At 25.8% G+C, this 24,550-nt stretch carries 22 protein-coding genes; 16 read left to right on the forward strand and 6 right to left on the reverse strand.

Annotated elements, in window-relative coordinates:
- Window positions 1-64 precede the first annotated feature (64 nt).
- The 13 genes from OIF33_RS15715 (at window position 65) to OIF33_RS15775 (ending at window position 14,701) form a co-directional block, all read left to right on the forward strand.
- Entirely contained in the window at window positions 65-835 is a 771-nt protein-coding gene (locus OIF33_RS15715; RefSeq protein WP_322505179.1) for an ABC transporter ATP-binding protein, read from the forward strand.
- Window positions 825-2,804, forward strand: coding sequence for an ABC transporter permease (locus tag OIF33_RS15720; protein WP_322505180.1), 1,980 nt, complete (start codon window positions 825-827; stop codon window positions 2,802-2,804). The genes OIF33_RS15715 and OIF33_RS15720 overlap by 11 nt, the downstream gene beginning before the upstream one ends.
- Window positions 2,805-3,526: 722 nt before the next feature.
- Entirely contained in the window at window positions 3,527-4,084 is a 558-nt protein-coding gene (locus OIF33_RS15725) for a sigma-70 family RNA polymerase sigma factor (RefSeq protein ID WP_322505181.1), read from the forward strand.
- Window positions 4,085-4,347: 263 nt separating this feature from the next.
- On the forward strand, window positions 4,348-4,545 hold the full coding sequence (locus OIF33_RS15730) for a BhlA/UviB family holin-like peptide (RefSeq protein ID WP_322505182.1): 198 nt from the start codon (window positions 4,348-4,350) through the stop codon (window positions 4,543-4,545).
- A gap of 259 nt (window positions 4,546-4,804) precedes the next feature.
- Complete coding sequence (locus tag OIF33_RS15735; RefSeq protein ID WP_322505183.1) at window positions 4,805-5,011, forward strand: helix-turn-helix domain-containing protein; 207 nt, start codon at window positions 4,805-4,807, stop codon at window positions 5,009-5,011.
- Complete coding sequence (locus OIF33_RS15740; protein WP_322505184.1) at window positions 5,008-5,361, forward strand: sigma-70 family RNA polymerase sigma factor; 354 nt, start codon at window positions 5,008-5,010, stop codon at window positions 5,359-5,361. The genes OIF33_RS15735 and OIF33_RS15740 overlap by 4 nt, the downstream gene beginning before the upstream one ends.
- 429 nt (window positions 5,362-5,790) lie before the next feature.
- Complete coding sequence (locus tag OIF33_RS15745) at window positions 5,791-8,484, forward strand: SH3 domain-containing protein (RefSeq protein ID WP_322505185.1); 2,694 nt, start codon at window positions 5,791-5,793, stop codon at window positions 8,482-8,484.
- A complete protein-coding gene (locus tag OIF33_RS15750) occupies window positions 8,465-8,857 on the forward strand; it encodes a hypothetical protein (protein WP_322505186.1) in 393 nt (130 codons plus the stop codon). Before OIF33_RS15745 ends, OIF33_RS15750 begins: the two co-directional genes overlap by 20 nt.
- Window positions 8,858-8,867: 10 nt before the next feature.
- The gene (locus OIF33_RS15755) at window positions 8,868-9,416 is read left to right on the forward strand and encodes an RNA 2'-phosphotransferase (RefSeq protein ID WP_322505187.1); all 549 of its coding nucleotides are present in this window, start codon (window positions 8,868-8,870) and stop codon (window positions 9,414-9,416) included.
- A gap of 1,594 nt (window positions 9,417-11,010) precedes the next feature.
- Entirely contained in the window at window positions 11,011-11,397 is a 387-nt protein-coding gene (locus tag OIF33_RS15760) for a hypothetical protein (RefSeq protein WP_322505188.1), read from the forward strand.
- Window positions 11,398-12,080: 683 nt separating this feature from the next.
- A complete protein-coding gene (locus OIF33_RS15765; RefSeq protein ID WP_322505189.1) occupies window positions 12,081-12,608 on the forward strand; it encodes a YcxB family protein in 528 nt (175 codons plus the stop codon).
- A 79-nt stretch (window positions 12,609-12,687) separates the two neighbouring features.
- On the forward strand, window positions 12,688-13,113 hold the full coding sequence (locus OIF33_RS15770) for a MarR family transcriptional regulator (RefSeq protein WP_322505190.1): 426 nt from the start codon (window positions 12,688-12,690) through the stop codon (window positions 13,111-13,113).
- 232 nt (window positions 13,114-13,345) lie between these two features.
- Window positions 13,346-14,701, forward strand: coding sequence for an MATE family efflux transporter (locus OIF33_RS15775; RefSeq protein ID WP_322505191.1), 1,356 nt, complete (start codon window positions 13,346-13,348; stop codon window positions 14,699-14,701).
- Window positions 14,702-14,869: 168 nt separating this feature from the next.
- Here OIF33_RS15775 and OIF33_RS15780 read toward each other — a convergent pair whose 3' ends face one another.
- The 5 genes from OIF33_RS15780 to OIF33_RS15800 all read right to left on the reverse strand — a co-directional run bounded on the left by OIF33_RS15780 (window position 14,870) and on the right by OIF33_RS15800 (window position 20,394).
- Complete coding sequence (locus tag OIF33_RS15780) at window positions 14,870-15,670, reverse strand: LssY C-terminal domain-containing protein (RefSeq protein ID WP_322505192.1); 801 nt, start codon at window positions 15,668-15,670, stop codon at window positions 14,870-14,872.
- Between the two features lie 132 nt (window positions 15,671-15,802).
- Window positions 15,803-16,639 carry a CPBP family intramembrane glutamic endopeptidase gene (locus OIF33_RS15785; RefSeq protein WP_322505193.1) on the reverse strand — a complete coding sequence of 279 codons (837 nt, stop codon included), beginning with the start codon at window positions 16,637-16,639 and terminating at the stop codon, window positions 15,803-15,805.
- A gap of 133 nt (window positions 16,640-16,772) precedes the next feature.
- A complete protein-coding gene (locus tag OIF33_RS15790) occupies window positions 16,773-17,600 on the reverse strand; it encodes a type II CAAX endopeptidase family protein (RefSeq protein WP_322505194.1) in 828 nt (275 codons plus the stop codon).
- 694 nt (window positions 17,601-18,294) lie between these two features.
- Window positions 18,295-19,722 (reverse strand): MDR family MFS transporter, encoded by a 1,428-nt coding sequence (locus tag OIF33_RS15795; RefSeq protein WP_322505195.1) that lies wholly within the window; start codon window positions 19,720-19,722, stop codon window positions 18,295-18,297.
- Window positions 19,723-19,815: 93 nt separating this feature from the next.
- Window positions 19,816-20,394, reverse strand: a complete 579-nt coding sequence (locus OIF33_RS15800) for a TetR/AcrR family transcriptional regulator (RefSeq protein ID WP_322505196.1) — start codon at window positions 20,392-20,394, stop codon at window positions 19,816-19,818.
- Between the two features lie 390 nt (window positions 20,395-20,784).
- On the opposite strand from OIF33_RS15800, the gene OIF33_RS15805 reads away from it, so the two are divergent.
- From OIF33_RS15805 to OIF33_RS15815, 3 genes are all read left to right on the forward strand, one after another.
- Window positions 20,785-21,801, forward strand: a complete 1,017-nt coding sequence (locus tag OIF33_RS15805) for a TDT family transporter (RefSeq protein ID WP_322505197.1) — start codon at window positions 20,785-20,787, stop codon at window positions 21,799-21,801.
- A gap of 507 nt (window positions 21,802-22,308) precedes the next feature.
- Entirely contained in the window at window positions 22,309-23,328 is a 1,020-nt protein-coding gene (locus OIF33_RS15810; RefSeq protein ID WP_322505198.1) for a YeiH family protein, read from the forward strand.
- 117 nt (window positions 23,329-23,445) lie between these two features.
- Window positions 23,446-23,601 carry a hypothetical protein gene (locus tag OIF33_RS15815; RefSeq protein ID WP_322505199.1) on the forward strand — a complete coding sequence of 52 codons (156 nt, stop codon included), beginning with the start codon at window positions 23,446-23,448 and terminating at the stop codon, window positions 23,599-23,601.
- 35 nt (window positions 23,602-23,636) lie between these two features.
- Here OIF33_RS15815 and OIF33_RS15820 read toward each other — a convergent pair whose 3' ends face one another.
- Window positions 23,637-24,467: an SdrD B-like domain-containing protein gene (locus OIF33_RS15820; protein WP_322505200.1), complete on the reverse strand. Its 831-nt coding sequence runs from the start codon at window positions 24,465-24,467 to the stop codon at window positions 23,637-23,639.
- Between the last annotated feature and the right edge of the window lie 83 nt (window positions 24,468-24,550).

The following is a 24,550-nucleotide window of genomic DNA, read 5'->3' on the forward strand; positions in this document are numbered from 1 at the left end:
TAGAATTAAATTATAGAGATGAGATACCGCGGGTTAAATAGAAGTATATTAAAGGAGAAGGATTATGGGTAAAGATATTTTGAAAGTAAGTAATATAGAAAAATATTATGGTAAAAAGGGCAACGTTACAAAGGCTATTAATGATATTAGTTTTACTGTTTCAGATGGCGAATTTGTTGGAATAATGGGAGCTTCAGGAAGTGGTAAGACAACACTTTTAAACTGTATATCAACTATAGATAAGGTAACTAGTGGGCATATATATTTAGAAGGGGAAGATGTTACAACTTTTAATTCTAAAAAGTTAGCTAAGTTTAGAAGAGAGAAAATAGGGTTTATATTTCAAGATTTTAACCTTTTAGATACTTTAACAGCTTATGAAAATATAGCTTTGGCTCTTACAATTCAAAGAGTTAATAACAAGGAAATAGATAGAAGGGTAAGAGAAGTGGCAGAAGCTTTAAATATTAGTAATGAACTTAATAAATATCCTTATGAAATGTCAGGTGGACAAAAGCAAAGGGTAGCATCGGCAAGAGCAATAGTTACTAATCCATCTTTAGTATTAGCTGATGAACCAACAGGAGCACTTGATTCAAAGGCAGCAACTATGCTTCTTGAAAGCTTAGAAAATTTAAATAAGAAATTAAATGCCACAATTATGATGGTAACTCATGATGCGTTTACAGCAAGCTATGCAAACAGGATTTTATTTATTAAAGACGGTAAGATATTTAATGAACTTATAAAAGGAACTGATTCAAGGAAAGAGTTTTTTAATAGAATAATTGAGGTCATAACTCTTCTTGGAGGTGACAGCAATAATGTACTTTAAATTAGCCTTTAAGAATATAAAAAAGAGTTATAAGAATTATGTAATATACTTTTTAACTTTGATATTTGGAGTTTGTATATTCTACACTTTTAACTCAATAGAATCACAAAGTATTATGATGGATCTTAATGAACAAAAGAAAGTAGCTTTTGATATGGCAGAAACTTTCATGGGATATTTCTCAGTTTTCATAGCCTTTGTTTTAGGATTTCTAATAATTTATGCAAATAACTATTTAATAAAGAGAAGAAAAAAAGAGTTTGGTGTTTATATGACTCTTGGAATGGAGAATGGAACATTATCAAGAATGATATTCCTAGAGACTTTACTTATAGGGGCTATATCATTAGGTATAGGATTAATCTTAGGAATAATGCTATCTCAAGCACTTTCAGTATTAACAGCTTATATGTTCCAAGTTGACCTTACTAAGTTTCAATTTGTATTCTCTCCAAGTGGATTTAAGAAAACAGTATTATGTTTTTCAGTAATATATCTTGTTGTGTTAATTTTTAATTTTATAAGTATTAGAAAGATTAAATTAATAGATTTATTAACAGCTTCAAGAAGAAATGAAAAGCCTACTATTAAAAACTTATGGGTATCAGTAATACTATTTTTAATTAGTGTAGGAATGTTAGGAATAGCTTATTATAAGGTTATAAATGATGGTATTGCTGTTGCTAGTTTTAATGTTCTTGGGTTACCAATAGTATTTGGTTGTGTTGGGACATTTCTATTCTTTTATTCGTTAACAGGATTCTTTTTAAAGGTGATTCAAGGAAATAAAAAATTCTATTTAAGAGATTTAAATATGTTTGTTATGAAACAAATAAGTAGTAAAATAAACACAGCATTTGTATCATTATCATTTATATGTTTAATGTTATTCTTAGCTATTTGTACATTCTCAGGTGGCTTAGGAATAAATAAAGCTTTAAATGCTGATTTAAAGGATTTAACTAAGTTTGATGTTAGCTGTTGGAGCAATAGTGGTGAAAATATAGAAAATTTATTAAAAGAAAAAAATATTGATATATCTTCTGTGGCAAAAGAGGATTCAAATATAATTATGTATGATAGTGGCGTTAAATATAGTAATTTCTTATCAGAAGAAGGAATGTATGCTATGAGAAATTATTTTCCAATAGCGCATGATGATAATATAATGGTTATTGGAGAAAAGGGATATAATAATACATTAAAAATGCTTGGAAAAGAACCTGTTAATTTAAAAGAAAATCAATATTTAGCAGTTGGGAATATATTAGATATGCAAAAATGGGTTAACAATAGTTTAGAAGTAGGAAAGAAAATAAATATTTCAGGAAAAATTTTAGAACCAGCAAATAAAAAGTATGAAGATGTAACTTTATATAATTATACTATGAAGGCTGATATTTTACTTTTTGTTGTTAATGATTCTTTACTTGATGGATTAAAACCTATATATAGTAGATTTAATATTATGTTAAATAATAACTCTACTACAAAGACAGAGTTAGAAAGTATAAGAGATGAGTTAGTAGATAATGAAGTATATTCAATAACAAATGAAGAAATATATAGTAATGCGGCTGGTCTAGGGGCTACAGCAGCTTACTTAGGAATATACCTAGGTTTAATCTTTATAATAACATCAGCAGTTGTACTTGCTATTCAACAACTTACAGAGTCTACAGATAATATAGAGAGATATAAATTATTGAAAGAAATAGGTGTGGATCAAAAGATGATAAATAAGTCTGTATTCACTCAAGTAGGAATATATTTTATGCTTCCATTATCTTTAGCTATAGTACATGCAATAGTTGGACTAAAAGTTTCATCTCATATTGTAGAGATGTTTGGAAGTGCTAGTATAATGCCAAATATAATTATGACAGCAATAGTTCTTGTTATAATTTATGGAGGCTATTTCTTAGCAACATATTTAGGAGCTAAGAAAAACATAAATGAAAGAGCGTAGAATAAATTATTGAATATAGAGCGATTTTAATAGACTGTATCAAAACTTTATTATTTAAAGTTTTGATACAGTTTTTTTTGTTAAGGGCTCTATTTAAAATTAGTGTTGGTATTTAGAGAGAACTTTAAGTCAATATTAAATCAATATGAGCCTAAACAGAGGCTTATAAATAAACTTTTTTATTTAGGTTTACAGAATGAATAAAGTAATCTTTTTATATTACATAATAGCATTTTTATTTAGTTATGATTTAAGAGGTTCGTAAAAAACTGACTTAAGGTGAACATTTATCTAAAATAAAGGACAAACTTTGTATGTTTCAATTATTTTGATTTTCTGATTAAACTGTAAGACCATTTTCATGGCTAGTTGAAAATTAATACTTATTTGGAATGAGCTTAAAATTTATGTTAATAAATGTTTTTCTTGACATTTCCATGGAAAAGTTTTAACATTTAATACGAACACATGTTCGCATAGAATTAGAACAAAGTGCAAATAACAATAATTTTCTTAATCAAATGCAAACTCTACCATGTTAAAAATACTATTAATTTTAATAAATGGCGTTGTTTTAAACTAGTGTTGATTTTTAGATAGAACTGTAAGTTAGATTTGAAGAACCAGCTAAAAATCAACACTCACCTAAAACATAGCCTAATAAATAATCAGATATAATTTTATTTTGCTTTTATAAGCAATGTAGTTAGGGGAGAGTTTGTATGAGTGAATTATATGAAAATATTGTATTGTGCCAAAAAGGTGATAAAAATGCTATGGAATATATCATAAATAAATTTGAAGGATTAATAAATTCTTCTAAAATGTCTTTTGACCAAAATAGATTTTTCAATAATTATGATATTGAAGATAATAAACAAGATTTAGTAATGAACCTTTTAAATATAGTTAAAAGAATACCAATTGAAAATCCTGGTTTTAGGAATGAAGGGTGTTTAGTTAACTATATTTATAAATCAATTAAAAACAGTAGAAGGTATATGTATGCCAATAAAAACATACAGAAAGATTTTATTATGAATAAGTATTTATCTAGCATGGTAGAGTTTGGAGATGAATATTATACGCCAGATATAGAATCAGAAATTTTTATAAGAGATTTATTAGAGGTTCTTACAGAAAAAGAAAAACTTATAATAGAATATGAATTTTTAGAAGGAAAAAGTGAGAGAGAAATAAGTGAAATGCTTAGAATATCTAGACAATCTGTAAACAAAACTAAGAACAGAGCTTTAAAGAAACTTAAAGAAGTTCTTTAGTTATGTTAATTTGAAAATCTATTTTTATTGTTACATAGAAGTGAGCTTGAATTTGTTTAGGTTATAAATTTGAGCATGCTCATTTTTTAGATAAAAATATGTTTTAAATTCGTAATAACTTTAAATATTTTAAAGAAGATTAAATTCTGAGTAAAATTAGGATTATTTTAAAACATAGCTTTAGATAAATAGGAAGTAAACTAAAGAATTAGTATGCACATAAAGAGGGCCTAATTTAAAAATAGATTGGAGGATTAATTTATATGGAGAATGAGGTATTTAAATTAATAGTTACTCAAGGTGGATTTGCTGTATTATTTTCTTATTTGTTATTTTATGTTTTAAAAGAAAATAGTAAAAGAGAAGGTAATTATCAAAGTATAATACAAGAACTTACGGAGCTGTTACCAACCATAAAAAAAGATGTAGAAGATATTAAAAATAAATTAAATGATAAGTAATGAAAAAAGTTTTTTAATTGAAGAAGCATATAATAGTTAGTTTTAAGCCGTGCACCTATATTTAATAGGAGTACGGTTTTTTTATTCTGAGATATTTAATACGTATATACATAAAAGTAAGGATCTAAAGTGAACTTAGTTACAAAAAGTATACAAATGGATTTAATGTAAATAAATATAATATTTTATACATAATTGGTTTACAATTTTTCTTTTAACTTGTTTTTACTTAGTAAAAGAAATTAAAAGGAGATTTTTTATGAGTGAATTATACGAAAATATTATATTATGTCAGAATGGAGATAAAACTGCAATGGAGTATATAGTCAATAAATTTAGAAGATTGATAAACTCTAATAAGGTATCTTTTGATAGGAGTAAATTTTATAACAAGCATGATATAGAAGATAATGAACATGATTTAATAATTACTCTTTTAAAAGTAGTAAAAAAATTCCTATTATGAATGATGGTTTTGAGAATGATGGAAGTATAGTTAAATATATAAATAAAGCTATAGTACATAGAAAAAAAGACATGTCTATAAATAAAAGAAGAAAATTAGATGATTTAATATGTACATATGAATTTGATTTAAATGAATTTAAGGATGATTCTAATATTTTATTGGTAGATTCCAATATTTTAATAAATGATTTGTTAAAAACTCTTACTGAAAAAGAAAAGAAAGTAATACAATATAAGTTTATTAAAGGAAGAAGTGATGTAGAAATAGGAGAAATGTTAGATATATCTAGACAAGCTGTGAATAAGACTAAAAATAGAGCTTTAAAAAAGCTTAAAGATGTTATTTAGTTTTATTATACAAAAAATTAAAATTAAACTTAATTGATTGAAAGTAGGTTATAAGTAGATTTAGAAATAAATTATAAAAAGTCGATATGAAAATATCGGCTTTTTTTATTTTTTAGGGTTACATTTTTAAATAAAATTACTTCTTTATTTATGAAAGCTAATTTTAGAAGCTAATTTGAAGGAGGTGAAATACTAAATGGATTTAATACTGAGAATGTTATTTTGAAGTTTAAATCACAAGTTAGCAAAAAAAATTATTTTGTAGGGTTACAAAATAAAAGAAAATTACTTTTTATATTATGTAAGACAAATTCAAGCTTGATTTTTGTAAAAACAATAAACAAAAGATAAAAAATTATAAGAACAAAAGATAAAAGATAAAAGATAAAAGATAAAAAGCAAAAGAATAAATGAAAAGAGGGGCTTAAAATGGCAAATAATATAATTCCAAATGTTGGTTCAGGAGATTTAGTAGGAAGTACCCCTACATTTCCAACAAATGCAGTAGTAAGAGGAGATTTCTTATATTTAAGAGATGTTAATGGAAATCAAATTCCAGGTAGAACAGTAAGTGATGGAGATGAGATTACTGTTTTATTTATAAGTAATGAAAAAAATATAGTGTTAGTTCAATATCCAACAGGTTCAGGATATAGACAAGGATATGTAACTAATGCAACAAGCATAATAAAATACAAAGATGATTATTCATGGGTAAATGGTTCAACACCTGAGCCAGTATATGACTTTGATAAAACAACTCAAATAGGAACATTAGATCCAAGAGAAAGAGCAGTAGTTCTTTATAAAGTAGGTGGTATGACATATGTTGCTTACGATACAGGAAAAGGTAAACTTACAAAGTCAGGATTAGTTCATTATGAAGGTTCAGGAAGTTCTACTGGAGGTGGCAGCTTTAATGGAGTAGCACCAGGAGAAGTTGTACCAGGTGGATTCACATATGATAACAATGCAGAAGTAGTTGGAGATGAGCTATATCTTAGAGATGCAAATGGTAACTTAATACCAGGTAGAAGTGTAAGTGTAGGAGATAAGATAACAGTTTTAGATGTAGGATATACTAAACAATTAGCATTAGTACAATATCCAGCTGGAAATGTAGTAAGACAAGGTTATGTAACAAATGCAACTAACTTAATAAGATACTTTAATCAATATTCATGGCACAATGGAAGTACACCAGAAGAAGTATTAGATGAAAATGGTGGACACTTAGGATCATTAAATCCATATGAAGCAGCAACACCATTATATGAGAAAAATGGAATGAAACATGTTGTATATGATACAGATAAAGGACCTAACACAAAATCAGGGTATGTAAAGTATGAAGGATCAGCAGCTACTAGAGTAGACATACCTTATCCTAGCATAACAAATGCACAAAAAATAGTATATGGAACAAGTGGTAGAGGTAGAGAGTTGGCAGCTTATAAGGTTGGTAATGGCTCAAATTCATTAGTATTTGTATGTGCAATACATGGATGGGAAGATAATTGGCCAGCAGATGGTATTGAATTAACTAGAATAGGTAATGGGCTTATAGAGCATTTCCAAAATGCATCAACAAATAACTGGTCACTATATATAATTCCAGTAGCAAATCCAGATGGATTATCAGAAGGTTTTACTAATAATGGACCAGGAAGATGTACTATAGTAGGCGCAGTAGATTGTAATAGAGATTTCCCATTAGGATTTTCAAAAGGTGGAGTACCAAGATACCATTCAGGAAATGAACCATTAAGTGTACCAGAGTCAAGAGGGTTACGTAACTTTATTCAAGGTATTAAAAATAGAACATCAGGAGAAATGTGTGTAATAGACTTACACGGATGGGAAGGCGCAGCAATAGGAAATCCAGAGATAGGTCAGTATTTTAGAAATCAATTTGGATTTGAACAAAGATATGGATATGGTGATGATAGAGGATTCATGATAGGATGGGCAAAATCCATAGGAGCAAAAGCAGCCTTAATAGAATTACCAGGATCAACTAAGAGTCATAGTGATGTAGTTAATGGAAGATATCTACAAAAAATAACAAATGCAGTAACAAACCTAATCGGTGGTTCTGGTGGTAGTTCATCAGGTGGAAGCGATATAGATGATTTAGCACCTAATAAAACAGAAGTGTATGCTAAAGGTATGGTAACTGGTATTGAAACATCACTTAATGTAAGAAAGGGACCAGGAACAAATTATGAAGTAATTGGAAGTTTAAAAGATGGAGATGTAGTACAATTAGTCAATAATGGAGTTGTTTGGTTTAAAATAAAATATGGTTCTGGATATGGTTATGTACATTCAGATTATATAATAAAATTAAACTCTGGAAATGAAGATGCTAGATTTAATGTGGAACCAAATGAATTATTTGGAATAATTACATCTAATATAAACGGATATGATATACGTTTTAGATGGCAGTATATATCAGGTAAATATATGTTAATGCCTATTTATGAGGATTTAGAAAAATATCATCATGCATATGCAGTAAATCCTATAATAAATAAAATTTTATCATTTGGAATAGGTTTTGTTCCAGGAGTTGGGCTTGCAAAAGAGGTAGTTGATTTTATAGTTGGAAAAGATATAATAACAGGTGAAGAAATTAGTAGGGGAACATCATTAATACTTAATTTAAGTTCAGTAATTTTTCATAATTCATTTAGAGATACTGATGGAATAATATCAACATTAAAACAAGCTTCTAGAAAAACAATAAAATTAGATCCAGAAAGAATTAGGTTTAGTCAATCATCTGTAAATGGAGCTGGAGAAATAATTGAAAGTATGAAGAAAAATGGATGGAAAGGTGATCCTATTGATGTTATAAAAATGGAAGATGGAAAATTAACTACGATAGATAATACTAGAGTTGTTGCAGCTAGAAAAACTAAAACTAATGTTTTAGCTAATATACATGAAGAAACTGAAGAATTAGTAGATAAAGAGATGATTGAAAGATTTACTGTTAAAGATAAAGTGCCAAAAACTTGGGGAGATGCAATAAGATTTAGAATTGGTAAGCAAAATAAAAAATTTAGAGAGAATAACCCATTAGGAAATTATGAAATTGAAAGGATTGGTATGTAAAATGAACATAAAAGATTTAGAAAAAAATATAGATTATAAAGAGTTTAGCTATCCAAAGGAATTTATTAAAATTTTAGAACTTAATTTAATAGATTTTGATGTATGGTATATACTTAGTGGAGATGAATTCTTAAATAAGTTAAATGGATTAAAGAAAAGATATCCAAAAAGAAAATTAATACCATTTGCTAAAAGAGCTGATAATGATGATGTAGCATGTTTTGAAGTTGGTGATATTGAAGGACAAGTTCAATTAATACATGACTTCGCATCAGAAGGATTTGAGCAAGTATCAATATATAATAATTTTTGGTTATGGTTTAAAGATGCTATAGACGAATTAATAGAATTTAATAAGATTGAATTAGAATAAGATGATTTTTATGGATTATGAAAAAGTAAGTAAAATCATTTCATATATTTTAAGACATAAAGCTATTGAATATGATTTAATAGTTGATGAATTTGGGTGGGTAGAATTAAAGGAATTAATTTCTATTTTAAATTTAATTAATCCTGAAAAAATAACTGAGAATGAAATTAAACATATAATTAAAACTTCAGATAAAAAAAGGTTTGAAGTAGCCAATGATAAGATAAGAGCAGTATATGGACATTCGTTTATAAAAAAAATAAAGAAAGATAAAAGTAAACCACCTGAATATTTATTTCATGGAACAAGTAATAAGGCAATTAATAATATATTTAAATTTGGTTTAAAATCTATGCAGAGACAATATGTGCATTTAACAACTAATATTAATGAGGCATATGAAGTAGGATTAAGATATGATAAGAAACCAGTAATACTGAAGATAAATTCATTAGCTGCTTGGAATGATGGAATTGATTTTTATATAGGAAAAGATAATGTATGGTTATCTAATTATATAGATTCAAAATATATTGAAATACTAGATATAAATAAATAATTTTTAAAATAAAGAGTAGTTAAAAATTTTATTAAAATTTATAAACTACTCTTTATTTTATACCAGAAAAAAATTAATGGAACAAAAAAGAAGTTTAATAAAAAACAGCACTTAAATATCTTATCGGCTATTTCCTTTGATGGGTATTTAGTAAATTCTTTTAAAAAGTTATTATTCAAAAAATCAGTCCTTTTGACATTTTTATGATATATTTAATATATATAGATATAATTGTATTTTAAAGTAAGAAAGAATTTTAATAAAATTAAATATAGAAATATATTAAATATGTTATTTATATATGTAGAATTATTTTCCGGAAGAGCTAAATAGTATTTTGTAATTAAATAATTAGGATAATATTTAGTATATTCAACATTTACCTTAAAATTATTATAATCAGCTTCGCATGGGATATTAACTGTTTCAATATTTTAAGTTGAACAAGAAATAAATAAAAAACTAGATATAGAAATAATAAATATAGTTTTTTAAAATTTAAATTATTTTTTAGGTTGTAATAGTTAAGAGTTAGATAGATAAGTCATTTAATACAGTATGTTAGTAGAGTAATGTAAAATTGAGCTTCTAGAGTTACATGGTATTTTTTTGATAAAACTAAGACTAATACACATAGTGGTAAAAGCTATTGGATTAAATTATAAAAATGTTAATAACATACTGCAAATCTACAACTAAGTAATAACATGCCTAAAGTAATAATCAAATCTTGGTTCAAATTTAGTTTAGATAAAAGCAGGCCTAATACACTACCAATAACTATTAAATCATATTTAGGGGAATGTCTTAAAATTTTACTTTGATAACTTTTATAAGTATAAAACTTTTTCATATGATTTATTGATAGAATAATTATTAAAATATATATTATTGTGAATAAAATAGATAAATTAATAAAATTAGCTGTAGAAAGCATTTCATTTAATTTACATAAACCAGCTAAAAATAAAAATAGTGAAAAAGATGACATTGAGATAGCAGTGTACAAATCTATGAAACTATATAGTTTTTTCATAAATAATATTAAATTTATCAAAAAAAAATATTAAATATGGCTATATAAAAATATTAAAGTTATGTATAAATAAAATAAATATAAAAAAAGTCTACAAAAAAAATTACTGCTAATATAAGTGGACGATTAGACTCTAAATCTTTTTCTTTAACCATAAAATCATTAACTCATTTCATATAAAGTTATAAAATATTTTAACATATATGTATAAAAATATAAATTATTTATAAATAAAATTTAGAAAATCCAATGTATATATTAATTTACTTATTATAATAAATAGAATTTATATTATGATATTCATTCAAAATCTCTAATATAATTAGTATAATTACTTTATAATAGTTATTTTAAGTAATAAAGTGGGATAAATTTGTGATATTAATAGAGGGGTTATGTGTAGTATTAAATTTAATAAGTCTAATATTATGTATAAAATTAAAATGATTAGTTGAAAAAGGAGAATATATTGGGGGAAATTATGAAGTTAGGACAATAATAATAGGTCCAGTAGGAACATTAATTCTTTTAATTATCTGTATTTTAGCTAATCAAACAATGCTTATATTATTTTTCGTGTTATTTGAAGTTATACAAGTAATTGCATTAAGTCGAAAAGTTTTTGAAGTTGAGTTTTTAGCAAAAGATAGAAGAAAGTACATAGATATAAATAAGTTGATTTTTAAGGATATAAATAACAATCAAAGTTCTTATGTTAATATGTCAAAGGAATTTATCAATGCAGTAAATTCTAATGATATTAGTGAAAGTTTAGATGAATACAAATATAAGTATAAGCTAAAAGATATTCAAATGAATTATTTATTAGAATCCGTAGTCTGTGAATCTAATAGTATATATACTAAGTATAATTCTTATAGTTATATTGATGATGAACTAAATTTACTAGAAATAAATAGTAGTATTACAAAAAAATCAATATAAGGGGATTTAAATTTAGAAATATAGCAATATTAAATGAATATTAGATTATTGAAAAAGTTAGAAATATAAATGAAATTTCTGAAGATAGTAAATTAGAAAGTAGTGCTTATTTTTTATTAATAAATTATTTTAAATTAAAAGAATATACTACAAAGTTAGATGAAAATAACTATATTGAATATAGTAAGGATAATTCAGAATTATTTAATACATATTTTAATGTGTTGGATAGGTATATCAATAGTTTAGAGAGTCAAGATATAAAAATTTCTTTAAAAGCTATTGAGTAGGGAATCTCTATAGATACTATTAGCAATATAACTGGAGTATCATTATTAAAATTAAAGAAATTTAAGGATGATGAACTAGATAATAAATAAAAATATATTGCTTAAATTAATAATAATGATTTACTTTTTTATGACATAAGTAATTAGAGTTTTTGTATTAATATATTAAAGGAATTTATTAATACAATAAATTTTAATAGAATACACATTATTAACGTTGGGATTATTGTAGCTAGAGAATTAGTAAATGAAGTAAAGAAGATAAAAGAATATAAATTAACTAATTTATATAGTAATAGTAAATAATTTATAGCTAAAAATGTTATAGATAAAATTAAAATAATTTAACTTATATACTGGGTTATTTATTACTACAATAGGAGTTGTATTAACATGAGAATAAAATATAAAAATAGTATAGATGATTTTATAAAATGGGGTATGTATTTATTCAAAAAAGATTTATCTATCCAGAAAAGAATAAATTTACTGCGTATAATAATTCCTATTATTATTGTTTTTACATTTACTTTGGTTGTTTTAATTGATAAAAGTCATAAAATAGATAGTACATCTTTGATAGTTTGCATAACAATAATTTTATTATGGGTTGTTTTTTACCCAAAAATTATAGAATTTAGATATAATACTCAACTAAAAAGAACCTTTAGTAAATCAAAACGTATTTGTTCTGAAAAAATTTTAATAATAGATCAATATGGAATTAGAAATGAAAGTAAAGATGGATTTGCGAAATTTTCATGGAATGAAATAGAGAAAGTAGAGGATGTAGATACTCATATATATGTATATGTTGATGATTTAAGCGCAATAATTATTCCTAGTGGTGCATTTGAAAATGAAGAAGAAAGAAAAGAATTATTAAAACTTATAAACGAAAAGATAAAAAATTTAAAGTAAACAACTTATTAGGAAGTTATGAAATCAAACAAATTGACAATTAGAATTCAAATTGTTAGTATGAAATGAGGTGGTTAAAGTGAATGAAGATACAATTTACACAAATCTTATTGCCATGATATCAAGAAATTTAATGTTTAAAGCAGATAAAAAAATAAAAAAATTAGGATTAAACTCTCAACAAGGTAGAGTAATACAATATATTTATGAACATCAAGATGATGGATTGATTCAGAAAGATTTAGCTGATGTATTTGGAAGAACAACAGCAAGTATAACTAGTATGCTTAAAGGATTAGAGAAAAATGGTTATATAAGAAGAGAGATACCTTCAAACAATGAAAGACAGAAAAATATTTATGTAGAACCTAAAGGAATAGAATTAATAGAGACGTTCAAGAAAATTTTTATGGAAATAGAAGAAGAGATTACTTCTTCACTAACTTATGATGAAAAAAATATGTTTTTAGATATGCTTATTAAAATTGATAATAATACAAGATAAGAATGGTGATATACGTTGAAATCACCATTCTTATTTTATTTATATAATTTAATTAAGTTTAATAAAATAATTGAACTGATGATTGACAGGTAATTATATGGAGAATATAATAAAACATAGAATTCTAATTATTAGAGTTCCAATAATTAGAATGATCAAGATTATTTATTTAAAAATTTTTAAGTAAATAGTTAGAATTCTAATTATTAGAATATTTATTAAGGAGGTTAAGATGGAAAATAATGAATCAAATATTAAATATTTAAGGGATGAGCCTATAAAAAAGGCTATAGCTCATCTATCTATACCTATGATGATAGGTATGTCTGTAGGGACTATTTACAATATAATAAATGCTTATTTTATAGGTTTAGTTCATGATACTGCAATGCTTAGTGCAATTACATTAGGTTTACCTATATTTACAGTTTTAATGGCATTTGGGAATATGTTTGGTGTAGGGGGAGGAAGTTTTACAACAAGATTGATTGCTAAAAATGAAGGAGATAAGGCTAAAAAAGTAGTTGGATATATTTTTTATGGAAGTATTATTGCAGGTTTATTATTAGGATTTATTGCTTATTTATTTATGGAGCCAATAGTTAATTTATTAGGTACAGATTCAATTACACTAGACTATACAAGACAATATGCAACTACATTGTTTGCAGGTGGATTTGCAATTATATTAAACTTTGGACTAGAGCAAGTTGTAAGAGCAGAAGGTGCATCAAAGGAATCAATGTACGGTATGTTTGTTAGTGTTGCAGTTAGTATTTTATTAGATGTGTTATTTATATTAATTCTTGATATGCATGTTTATGGAGCCGCCTTATCAATGGTAATTGCTAATATTGCATCAAGTGCGTATTACGTATGGTATTTAGATAAAAGAAGTGAAAATCTAAGAGGATTTTTACATCATTTTAAAATTAATATAAGTGATCAGATTGAAATATATAAAATTGGTGTATCTGAGTTAATTCAATGTGCATTCTTAATTGTAACTACTTTATTATTGAATAATTATTCTATGCAATATGGAGATAGTGTAGTTGCGGGGGTCGGTATAGCACTTAGAATAGTTCAGTTACCTGAGTTTTTTACTATGGGGATAGTTTTAGGCGTAATGCCACTTATAGCTTACAATTTTTCTAATAAAAACTTACATAGATTAAAAGATGGAATAAAATACTCTGCTTTATTTATAATTTCAATTTCGGTAGTATTTGTTGGAGTTGTATTTATATTTAGAAATCAAGTTGTTCAAGCATTTTCAAGTGATCCTGCAGTTTTATCTATAGGTGCATATGTATTAATGGCAATGCTTATATCAGCTTTGTTTAATGGATTAACAACTCTATTTATGACAATATATCAAGCTTCTGGGGAAGGAATATCAACAGGTATTATGGCTATAAGCCAAGGGTGTTTATATATACCTGTGGTAATAGTACTTCATAAGTTTTATGGTTTACATGGATTAGTTTGGTCTATGACAATAGCAGAATTTATAACATTTTTAATAGGCTTAATTTTATATATACCTTATAGTATTAAGTTAAAAAAATTAGTTGAAAATAATTAAGAAAAACTGTTAAGTGAAACTTTTATTTAGTTTCTATTTTGTGATTATAAAAGTTGTAAAGTATAGAGTAACTAAATAACATAAAGTATAACTGTATAATAGATTAATAAGTTTGATATAATTTATATAACAAAATAAGATTAAGATATTTATCTTAATCTTATTTTGTTAAGCATTCTTTTTTACTGTTACAAATGGAAGAGAACCATCTGTAAAGATTTTATCTCCTCCACCATTACGTCCGTTATAACTGTTAGTAAAATGCTCAATAACATTAACATTTTCAATAGTTTTTTTAGTATTTAATGAGTCTATAACAAAATCTCTTTCCTTATCTATATTAGCATCTATTTTATGTGTTATTTGCCAAGTGAAAAGAGATAAACCAACATTTCTATCATAAGTTGCTGCGGCTAGCCAATCTGCTTTAAACCCACCAGGCAAGTACCAGTCTTCAGGAGTTTTCCAAAGTCTAATATGATGTCTTTTTCTAGGATTTCCATGAATCTCTCTTTCAAAGGCTAAATCCTGTTTATTTGAAAATAAAAATAATGAGCTAACAGGAGCTGTAGGATAAGATTTTGCAAGAACACTTGCTAAGGCAATTTTAAAGGAAGATTTAATATTAAGGTCATCAGCTACATGCCATCCACTAGCTTCAAAGGCCTTAATAATATTTTCTCTTGTACCATAAAAAGCTAGGTTAATAGGGTCACCTAATAATCCATCACTTGTTTTTGTTCTACCAATATAATAATTAGGTAGATAAAGTTTGGTAATTAATCTAGTTAAAATAGGCAAAACAAAATAAGATATAACTAACCAAAAAAACAAATAAAACATTATACTAAGTTTTTTTGTTAGTATAGGTGTAAGGAGTGCTTTGTATATTATAACGGCTAAAAATAAAGTTATAAAAAACTTAAATATTCTTAAAGATAAGTTTACCTTATTTACTTGAGACTCCATTTTTTATTCTCCTTTTCTTAAGTTAAAATTTAATAGATAAGCCATTTCTTTAACTATAGCACTTTAATTCAAGTAGGGTTAATTGGTTATATTGAGAAATTCATAAATATTAATATAAATTTTAATAATAATCTAAATTCTGCTTGTATCAATTTGCTTTTCAGGTATTAATTGACCACTATTTCTAAACAATTTAATTCCAGTAAATATAGCTAAAGGAATTGAAATTACAATAATTATATTAGATAAGATTGAGTAATCACTTAAATAAGATAGTACTCCAGAACCTAATGTATTAAATATTATATGACCAATCATAGATGAATAAATTGAATTTGTATAATAAACTAATAATCCGAGTAATATACCAAGAAGAAAGGTATAAAAACCTTGAAATAAATTTCCGTGCATAAAGGCAAAAACAAAAGCCTGAAGAATTAAAGCAGTAATTAACTTACAGTCTCTTCTTAGATATCCAAAAACCAGACCTCTACAAAATATTTCTTCAAAAATAGGAGCTATAACAACAGTTGTAAAAATTCCAAAAAATGTACTGGATGAGTATACTAATGTTCTAGAAATATGTTCATAGCTTTTAAATAGGTTAGGAAAAAGGGGATATACTATACAACTTATTAAATTTACTAAGATTGATGAGCTTAAAGAAAATAAGATTATATAGGTAATTTTATTAGATGAAATCTTATTAAATTTACACATTTTCATAATCTGAGAATTACTTGGTTCACAAATAATCTTATACATTACAAGAGTTAGGATGGCCCCTAATATATATGATAAGTTAGATACAAGTCCTATATAATGTGGTGATGAGTGTAATTGATCAGATGTATATCCTGAAGTTAGGGATAATATAGTAAGTACTATAAAATAAGAAATACCACAGTTAATAAAATAAAAGAATGGAAGTCCTAAAGCTGCCTTTAGGATTAATTTTAATTTAGACATCAAACCATCTCCTTGAGTTTAAAATTCAAATATATTAAAAAAACAAAAGTTCCTAAACTTCATAAGGAACTTTTGTTTTGGTATATTTTATAATTTATGAAGTATTAGTTTATCTAGAATTTTAATTTTAGTTTTAAAACATAGTCTGTTTTTTTAATGTATTAATAAGTTTTATACTTCCGAAGATTAATAAGATTAATGCAATTGCTACAAAAATTATATTAACTAATATTGGTGAGAATCCTTGTAATGAAGACACTATTAATGGAAGTATTAAAATACCAAATAAATTATAAGTTATATGAGATAGTATTGATGCATATAAGGAGTTTGTGTAGTAAAAAATTGCACCTAAGAATAATCCTAATATAAATGCATAAACACTTTGAACTAAGTTACCATGAAGTATACCAAAGACTAAAGCTTGTACTATTAAAGCTATTGGAAACTTATAATTATCTCTTAAAAAACCAAAAATTACTCCCCTAAAAAATATCTCTTCAAAGATTGGTATTAAAACTATAACTATTATAAGTGATAATACTGAATTGTGAGTAGCAAGCATTGCGTTACCAACAATTGAATAACTTTCAAATATACTAGGTAACAAGCTACTAAAAACACCCATTAAGAATAATATAAGCATTGTTAAACCAATAGAAAAAATAATAATATACGGTATAGTATTACCTTGAATTCTATTAAATCTACAACTTTTAAATAGTTTTTCTTTTGCTCCTAAATATATTAAAAATAGTACAAGAAGCATTATTAAATCAGAAACCAAAGATAGGTGATACATAACAGGCGTTAAAACTTCTAGTACATTGAAGGAATCTGATCCTACCTGATTAACGACAAAATAAAATCCAATAAAAAATCCTGAAACTAAACTGGATATAAAGTAATAAAGTAGAGGTAATCCTATTACGAATCCTAATGTTTTAAAGGCTTTTTTCATATATTTTGACCTCCTTTTTTTCAAAATATTTTGCTTTTAAGATATGTTTAAATTAGTGTTGATTTTTAGATGTAACTATAAGAATAACTTCATGGTTAATACTTTGATAAATTAAATAAATATTAAAGTCTGGCTAAAATCTAAAACTTACTTAAAACATACCTATTTTATATAAAACTAAAATATTTATAAATAGTAAATATTATGTAATTATTGTTAATATTGTATCAAAATTCTTAAAAAATGTAAACTTTGAAAATTTATTTCAGAGAGTTTTAAGACTTTGCACCTTTATTGACATTCTTTTCTGAAATTTTAATCATAAAACTAAATGCAATATACATAGGAATTCCCCATAAAGTTGCACTAAAAATAACTCGCTTAAATATAAAATCAAAACTTAATATAGAAATAGTAAGTTTTTTTCTTGAGTATTTTATAAAAATATTTACGAAAACAAGGGAGGTGATATTTAGAAGTCTTTGAAATAGGCTGACGGAGCGATTTAAGCGTCTTAAGACGCAATGCAGAATTGTGTTGGGTCTACAACCTAAAAGGGGAGCCATCATACTGAGTAAGCTCCCTCATATAGGTTTTAAGAATTTTTGAGTGGATTTTTATATTTTTCTATATAATTTATTATACTATTTTCAGTAACGGGGGCGGAAATGTTGGTGCTACCACTAATATAAATTTATTCGCTTAAGTATTCTAAGTTTTGCTTTTCTCTTATATCTTTCTTATTTATAAATAAACTTAATGAACCAATTAATCCTATTAAAAGGATAATAGATCCAACTAAGAATGTGAAATTAAAACCTTTTGTAAATGCTAAAGCTGATTGTTCTTTACTTATAGCTCCAGAAATAGATTCTAAATAAGAATTTTTATGAGTAGTCATTAAACTAACAAATAAAGATGATCCCATTGCAGCTGAAATTTGTTGTACTGTATTAATTATTGCTGTTCCGTGTGGATATTCCTTTGGTTTCAATTGGTTTAAACTATTTGTTTGTGATGAAGTCATAACAAGTGGCATTCCTACATTTAATATACAAAGTAATATTATTATTGTGCTATAACTTGTACTAACTTCAACTCTTGATAATAAATAAAAACATACAACTAATATAACAAATCCAAAAGGAACTACTTTTTTAGCCCCTAATCTATCATATATATTACCTGTTATGATTGAAGTTACCGCATTTATTAATCCGGCTGGAAGTATTGCAAATCCAACTTGAAGTGGTGTTAAATGATATGCTCCCTCTAAATACATTGGCATAACAACTAAAGTTTCAAATAAAGTCATCATAGATATCATTACAAATATTACACCTAAAGTATATATTGGAGATTTAAAAACTTTTAAATCTAGCATTGGTTCTTCTAATTTTAATTGTCTAATTGAGAAAAGAATAAGTGATATTATTCCTACTATAAATGCGATAATTGCTTTGCTATTTCCAAGTAAACTAAAGCCCATTATAATTCCGCCAAAACCTAATGTTGATAAAATTATTGATAGTATATCAATTTGGGGATTGGTTACTTCAGTAACTTTTTCTAAGTATTTGTATCCAACTAATATTGCAATAATTATTAAAGGTATTTCTATTATAAATAAATAACGCCATGATAACATTTCAAGTATAAATCCTGATATACTTGGTGCTATTGATGGTGCAAATAATATAACAAAAAGTCCAAGACCTACTGCTGCTCCTCTTTTTTCTGGAGGACTTATTACAACTATTGTATTCATCATTATTGGTACTAACATTCCTGTACCTGAAGCTTGTATTAATCTACCACATAGTAAAAAAGAAAAGCTTGGTGCACTTGCTGCTATGATAGTTCCAAGTAAACATAAACTCATTGCAACTATGTAAAGTTGTTTAAGAGTAAATTTTTGTATCAAAAATGCAGTTACAGGGACTAATATTCCTATAACTAAAAGATATCCAGTACTTAGCCATTGTATTGTTTGAGCCGTTACATTAAGTTCTTCCATAAGTTTTGGAAGCGCAACGTTTACTATTGTTTCATTGAAAAGAGCCATAAATCCACCAAATAGTAATACTCCCATAATCTTAAATATTTTTTCTTTCGTGTTCATCTTTTTAACCTCTTTCTATAATTAGACCAGTCTATATAATTATCTTAAAAATAATAAAGGGTATTATATAAAATATCCTTTATTAAAACAAATCTATTTTATATACTTATTTATAATACTAGTTATATTATCTTTAACTAGTATAAGTGAACTAGTGTCCTTTTTTGTTAAAGACATTACAATAGCTCCTTCAATCATTATTTGAATCATCCTACTAATTTCTATGGCATCTTCTTTTTCTATATTTAGTTCTAATAATCTATCCTCATATAAGTTTTCCCAAGTTCCAAATGTTTCTGCACATGCTTTTCTTAAATTTTCATTAGTTTGAGATGCCTCTAATGCTAAAAGGCTAACCGTTGTCCCCTTTTCTATTTCATTTCGCCCTATTATATCAGCAATATTTAAAATTACTTTTTGTATTCCTTCTATTGGATTATTACATGAATATAATTTTTCTTTTATATCTTTTTTAATAGATTCTCTTACTACTTTTATAGCTTCTAATGCTAATTCTTCTTTTCCATTTGGAAAGTAATAATAAAGTGACCCTTTTGGAGACTCACTTTTTTTTAAAATTGCATTTAGGCCTGTTGCATGATATCCATTTGAAAAAAACATTTGTGATGATGTCATTAGTATTTTTTCTCTAGTATCTATTTTATTTCCCATATTATTTCTCCTAATAATTATAACGATTGGTCTATATATACAATACTTTTTAAATATTTGAGTGTCAATAGATTAAACTATTTACTATTCTACAAGTTATCATAATGACTTCTTTAAAGAACTTTTTATGTTAAAAATAATTGGAAATTTTAGTTGTGAATCATAGTAAGCTTTTTTCTTGAGTATTTTATAAAAATATTTACAAAAATAAGGGATAGATATTTAGAAGCCTTTGAAATAAAGGAATAAGAGGTTTTGGCATTGTGGAGATATACTAAAATCATATATAAGTAAATACTTATTGTATATATGCAAAATAAGTATTTTTACTTATAAGTAAATGGAAGTATAATAAAGACATAAAGTGAGTAGGAAGTGGTGATTAGATAGATGGGAAAATATTTAGATAAACTTAAAAATATGCCAATAGGAATTAGCGGAACTTGTTTAGCTTTTATAACATTAAGCAATTCTTGGCAATTAAAAGGAATAAATTATTTTAAACCAATAGCGATATTTTTAGCTGTTTGCATGTTATTCTTAATGTTTTTAAGATTTGTAAAATTTCCAAAGCTTATGTATGAAGAACTTAAGAACCCAGTAACAGGAACTTTCTATCCTACAATGGGAATGGTACTTTGGCTAGTATCTGGATTCTTCTATCCTTACTTCCCAGTAGTATGTAGTTGGCTTTGGATAGCAGCAGTAATATATCATTATGGAATAGTGATTTTTTATACAGTAATTAGATTTAAAGAAAGAAAATTTGAAAACATAATGCCAACTTGTTTCATAGTTTATACAGGTATGATAACAGGTAGTGTAGCAAGTAAAGGTATGGATGGAGTAATTTCTCAAATCCCACAAATAGCACATTTTATGCTTATGTTCGGATTTATATTCTATACAATTCTTCTACCAGTGGTTTTATATATAGTATTTAAAAGCGAGATATTAGATGATCATAAATTACCAACAGTAGGTATAATTTGTTCACCAGCTCCACTTGGAGTAGTTGGTATATTAACAATAGAACCAAACCCTAACCCATATATGTTAGCTTGGTTAATAGTAACAGGTTTAATATTACTTGTAGTTGTTTATGGATATATTTTAAAACTATTTAAAGAAGGTTTTAAACCATCATATGCAGCATTTACATTCCCATTAGCAATAGCTACTTTATCAGCATTTAAGTTAACAACTTATTTTACTGGTTTAGGCTATACAGGAATGGCAACCTTATTTAAATTCTTAGGTGATGTTGAAATATTTATAGCAACATATGTAATATTCTTTATGTTATTAAACTTCTTAAATATGTTCTTCAAAGCTATAAATCCAAAGCTTGGAGAATATGTAGAAGAGGAAGAAGAATTAATTGGTGGAGCTCTTTATTCAAAATAATTGAATGGAGTTAACATAAATTTAGACTTGATTCACAATTGAATTTTAGTCGAATATTTCTAGAATGGGGTCAAACTTCTAGGGATAAAAATTCTTTTGGCTCTTAAGGGCTATAAGAAAAACTTTTAATCAAACAACATAATAAAATATCAATCATTTCACAGTGTTTTATAACAAAGATTATGGGTAATTACATTTATAGTAAGTTAAACTCCCACCGACTTTATCAACTAATAAATTTATAAACTAGTCTCTACTCATAATCTTTTTATAAAATACTTCCAAAATAATATGTCATGCTGTAATTTCTTATTTGTAGAAATTGAAAAGATAAAGGAAATGAATCTAAAATTCATTTCCTTTATTTTATATAACTAAAAACTTATCTTATATATAAATTTTTAGTATTTTTAATTATATATATACATATGTATAATAATTTCGTAAAGCCAACATAAAATAATCTTTTATGGCATTTACTTAATATGAAAATAAGAAAGGTAACATATGACAAAGAAATTAGGAATAAAAATTAAATCAATAATACCAGGTCTTATTATATGTTTAATAATTGGCATTATTGCTGAAGTTTTAGGAAATAAATTTCCTACTATAGGGGCAGCTACCTTTGCAATATTTATGGGGATTTTTGCTGGAAATACATTTCTAAAAAGTGATAAATATGATGAAGGAACTAAATTTTCAGAGAAAGATCTTTTAAACTATTCAATTGTTTTAATGGGAGCTTCTTTGAATATGACAGACATAATAGCTCTAGGATTTAATGGAGTAATATATATAGCTATTTTAATGACATTAACAATAGCCATAACTTATTTTATAGGAAGAAAACTAGGCTTTGGAGAAAAGTATTCACTTTTAATGTCAGCAGGAAATGCTGTATGTGGATCATCGGCTATAGGATCAGTATCTCCAGTAATAAAAGCTAAGGATTCAGATAAAGTAATTGCCATAACAATAGTTAACGTTACTGGAACTATATTAATGATTCTTTTACCAGTACTTACAGCTATACTTTATAACAATGATGTTTTACAGACCTCTGCACTAATGGGAGGAATACTTCAGTCTGTAGGACAAGTTATTGGTTCCGCTAAATTTATTGGTGATCCAGTTGTAGAACTTGCTACTGTATTTAAGATAATAAGAATAATATTCTTAGTTTTAGTAGTTTTAGTTTTTGCCAAAATAGAAGTTAATGAAGAAAATAAAGAAGAAATAGCCCATCACCATAAACCAACACATAAGGTACATATACCATGGTTTATAATAGGTTTTTTTATAGTATGTATTCTAAATACTCTTGGAATGGTTCCAGGTATTGTTGGAAGTACATTTAAGTGGATAAGCTCTAATTTTGAAATCATAGCCTTAGCAGGCATAGGTATGAGAGTAAAAATTGGGGACTTAGTAAAAGAAGGTCCAAAATCAATGCTTTATGGAGGCCTTGTAGGAGTTTGCCAAATCATATTCGCTATATCATTGATTAGCATATTTATAAAATAAAAATCATCATTAAAGAGGTTGTACAAAATAATTGTTTTTAAGTTTTGTATAACCTCTTCTATTTATATGGTTTTTATTCATATATGTTTAATGAAAGACTTTATTAGGAGGATTAAGATGTTAGAAAACTTCTTAAGTTTTGGTTATAATCAATGCGTTAAACTTGGCTATACAATTGGCTTTGGTGCATTAGAAGGATTAGTTATTTACCTTGGAATACTAGGATTTATTATAGTACGAGTTAAAAATGATTTAGAATGTAAAGAAGAGTAAAATAAAAAAACCTACCTTTTAAATTAGGTAGGTTTTTATTTAATTATTCCAATAAAAATATTCTGTATGTCTCCATCAATAACCTTAAAGTTCATAGTAGCTGTAGATGAATTAATTTTAGAGCCATAATACTCATTAATTTTAGAGTTTGAAAGTTTTATGGAGTCTGAAATAAGTATTTTTAAATTATAAAAACCAGGAGTAATATTTATGAACTCATAATAACCTTTAAATTTCATAAAATCAGAGGTTTGGATTGAAGCCATAAGAATATTATCGCTATTATACAACTGTAGAGTTAAATCATTTATTCCTAATTTAGATTCGTTATATATACCATTTTTATCACTATCAGAAAAAACAATACCGCTTACTTTAAACTGTTTTGTTAGACCAATAGGTATATGAATTCCACTTTTATCGTTATATATCTTATCTGATAATAATGTTCTATCATTTATAAGTGAATCGGTACATTTTTTTATAACAGTATAATTATTAGGCAGTCTAGCTCGTACAAAGTAATAACCAAGAGGAATATTTTTAAATTCATAATTACCATTAACATCTGTGAAGGTTGTCAATATTGGAGAATTAAAATTATCTAAATTATATAACTCAATTCTAACATCACTTAAAAGGGTATCTGTAGAGTCTTTAATGCCATTACCATCTAAGTCACACCAAACATTCCCGCATATAGGATAAGAGTTCTTAATAGAATGTTTTTTGTTTTTTTTAGAGTTAGAAGAGCCAATATCATTTTCTACAAAATCAGTTGGCTTATGAAGATTAGCATTTTTAGGAATTGGTTCAATTATATTTGATGGAGATCCTACATTGCTATTGAATGTAAATAGTGCCATATATAAATCCTCCTAAAAATTTAATTATTAATATATAATAAATTTTTAAATAGTATTTCTAGTAGCTAATGAAGATCATTAAC

The sequence above is a fragment of the Clostridium sp. LIBA-8841 genome (assembly GCF_034439435.1).
GTDB lineage: Bacteria > Bacillota > Clostridia > Clostridiales > Clostridiaceae > Sarcina.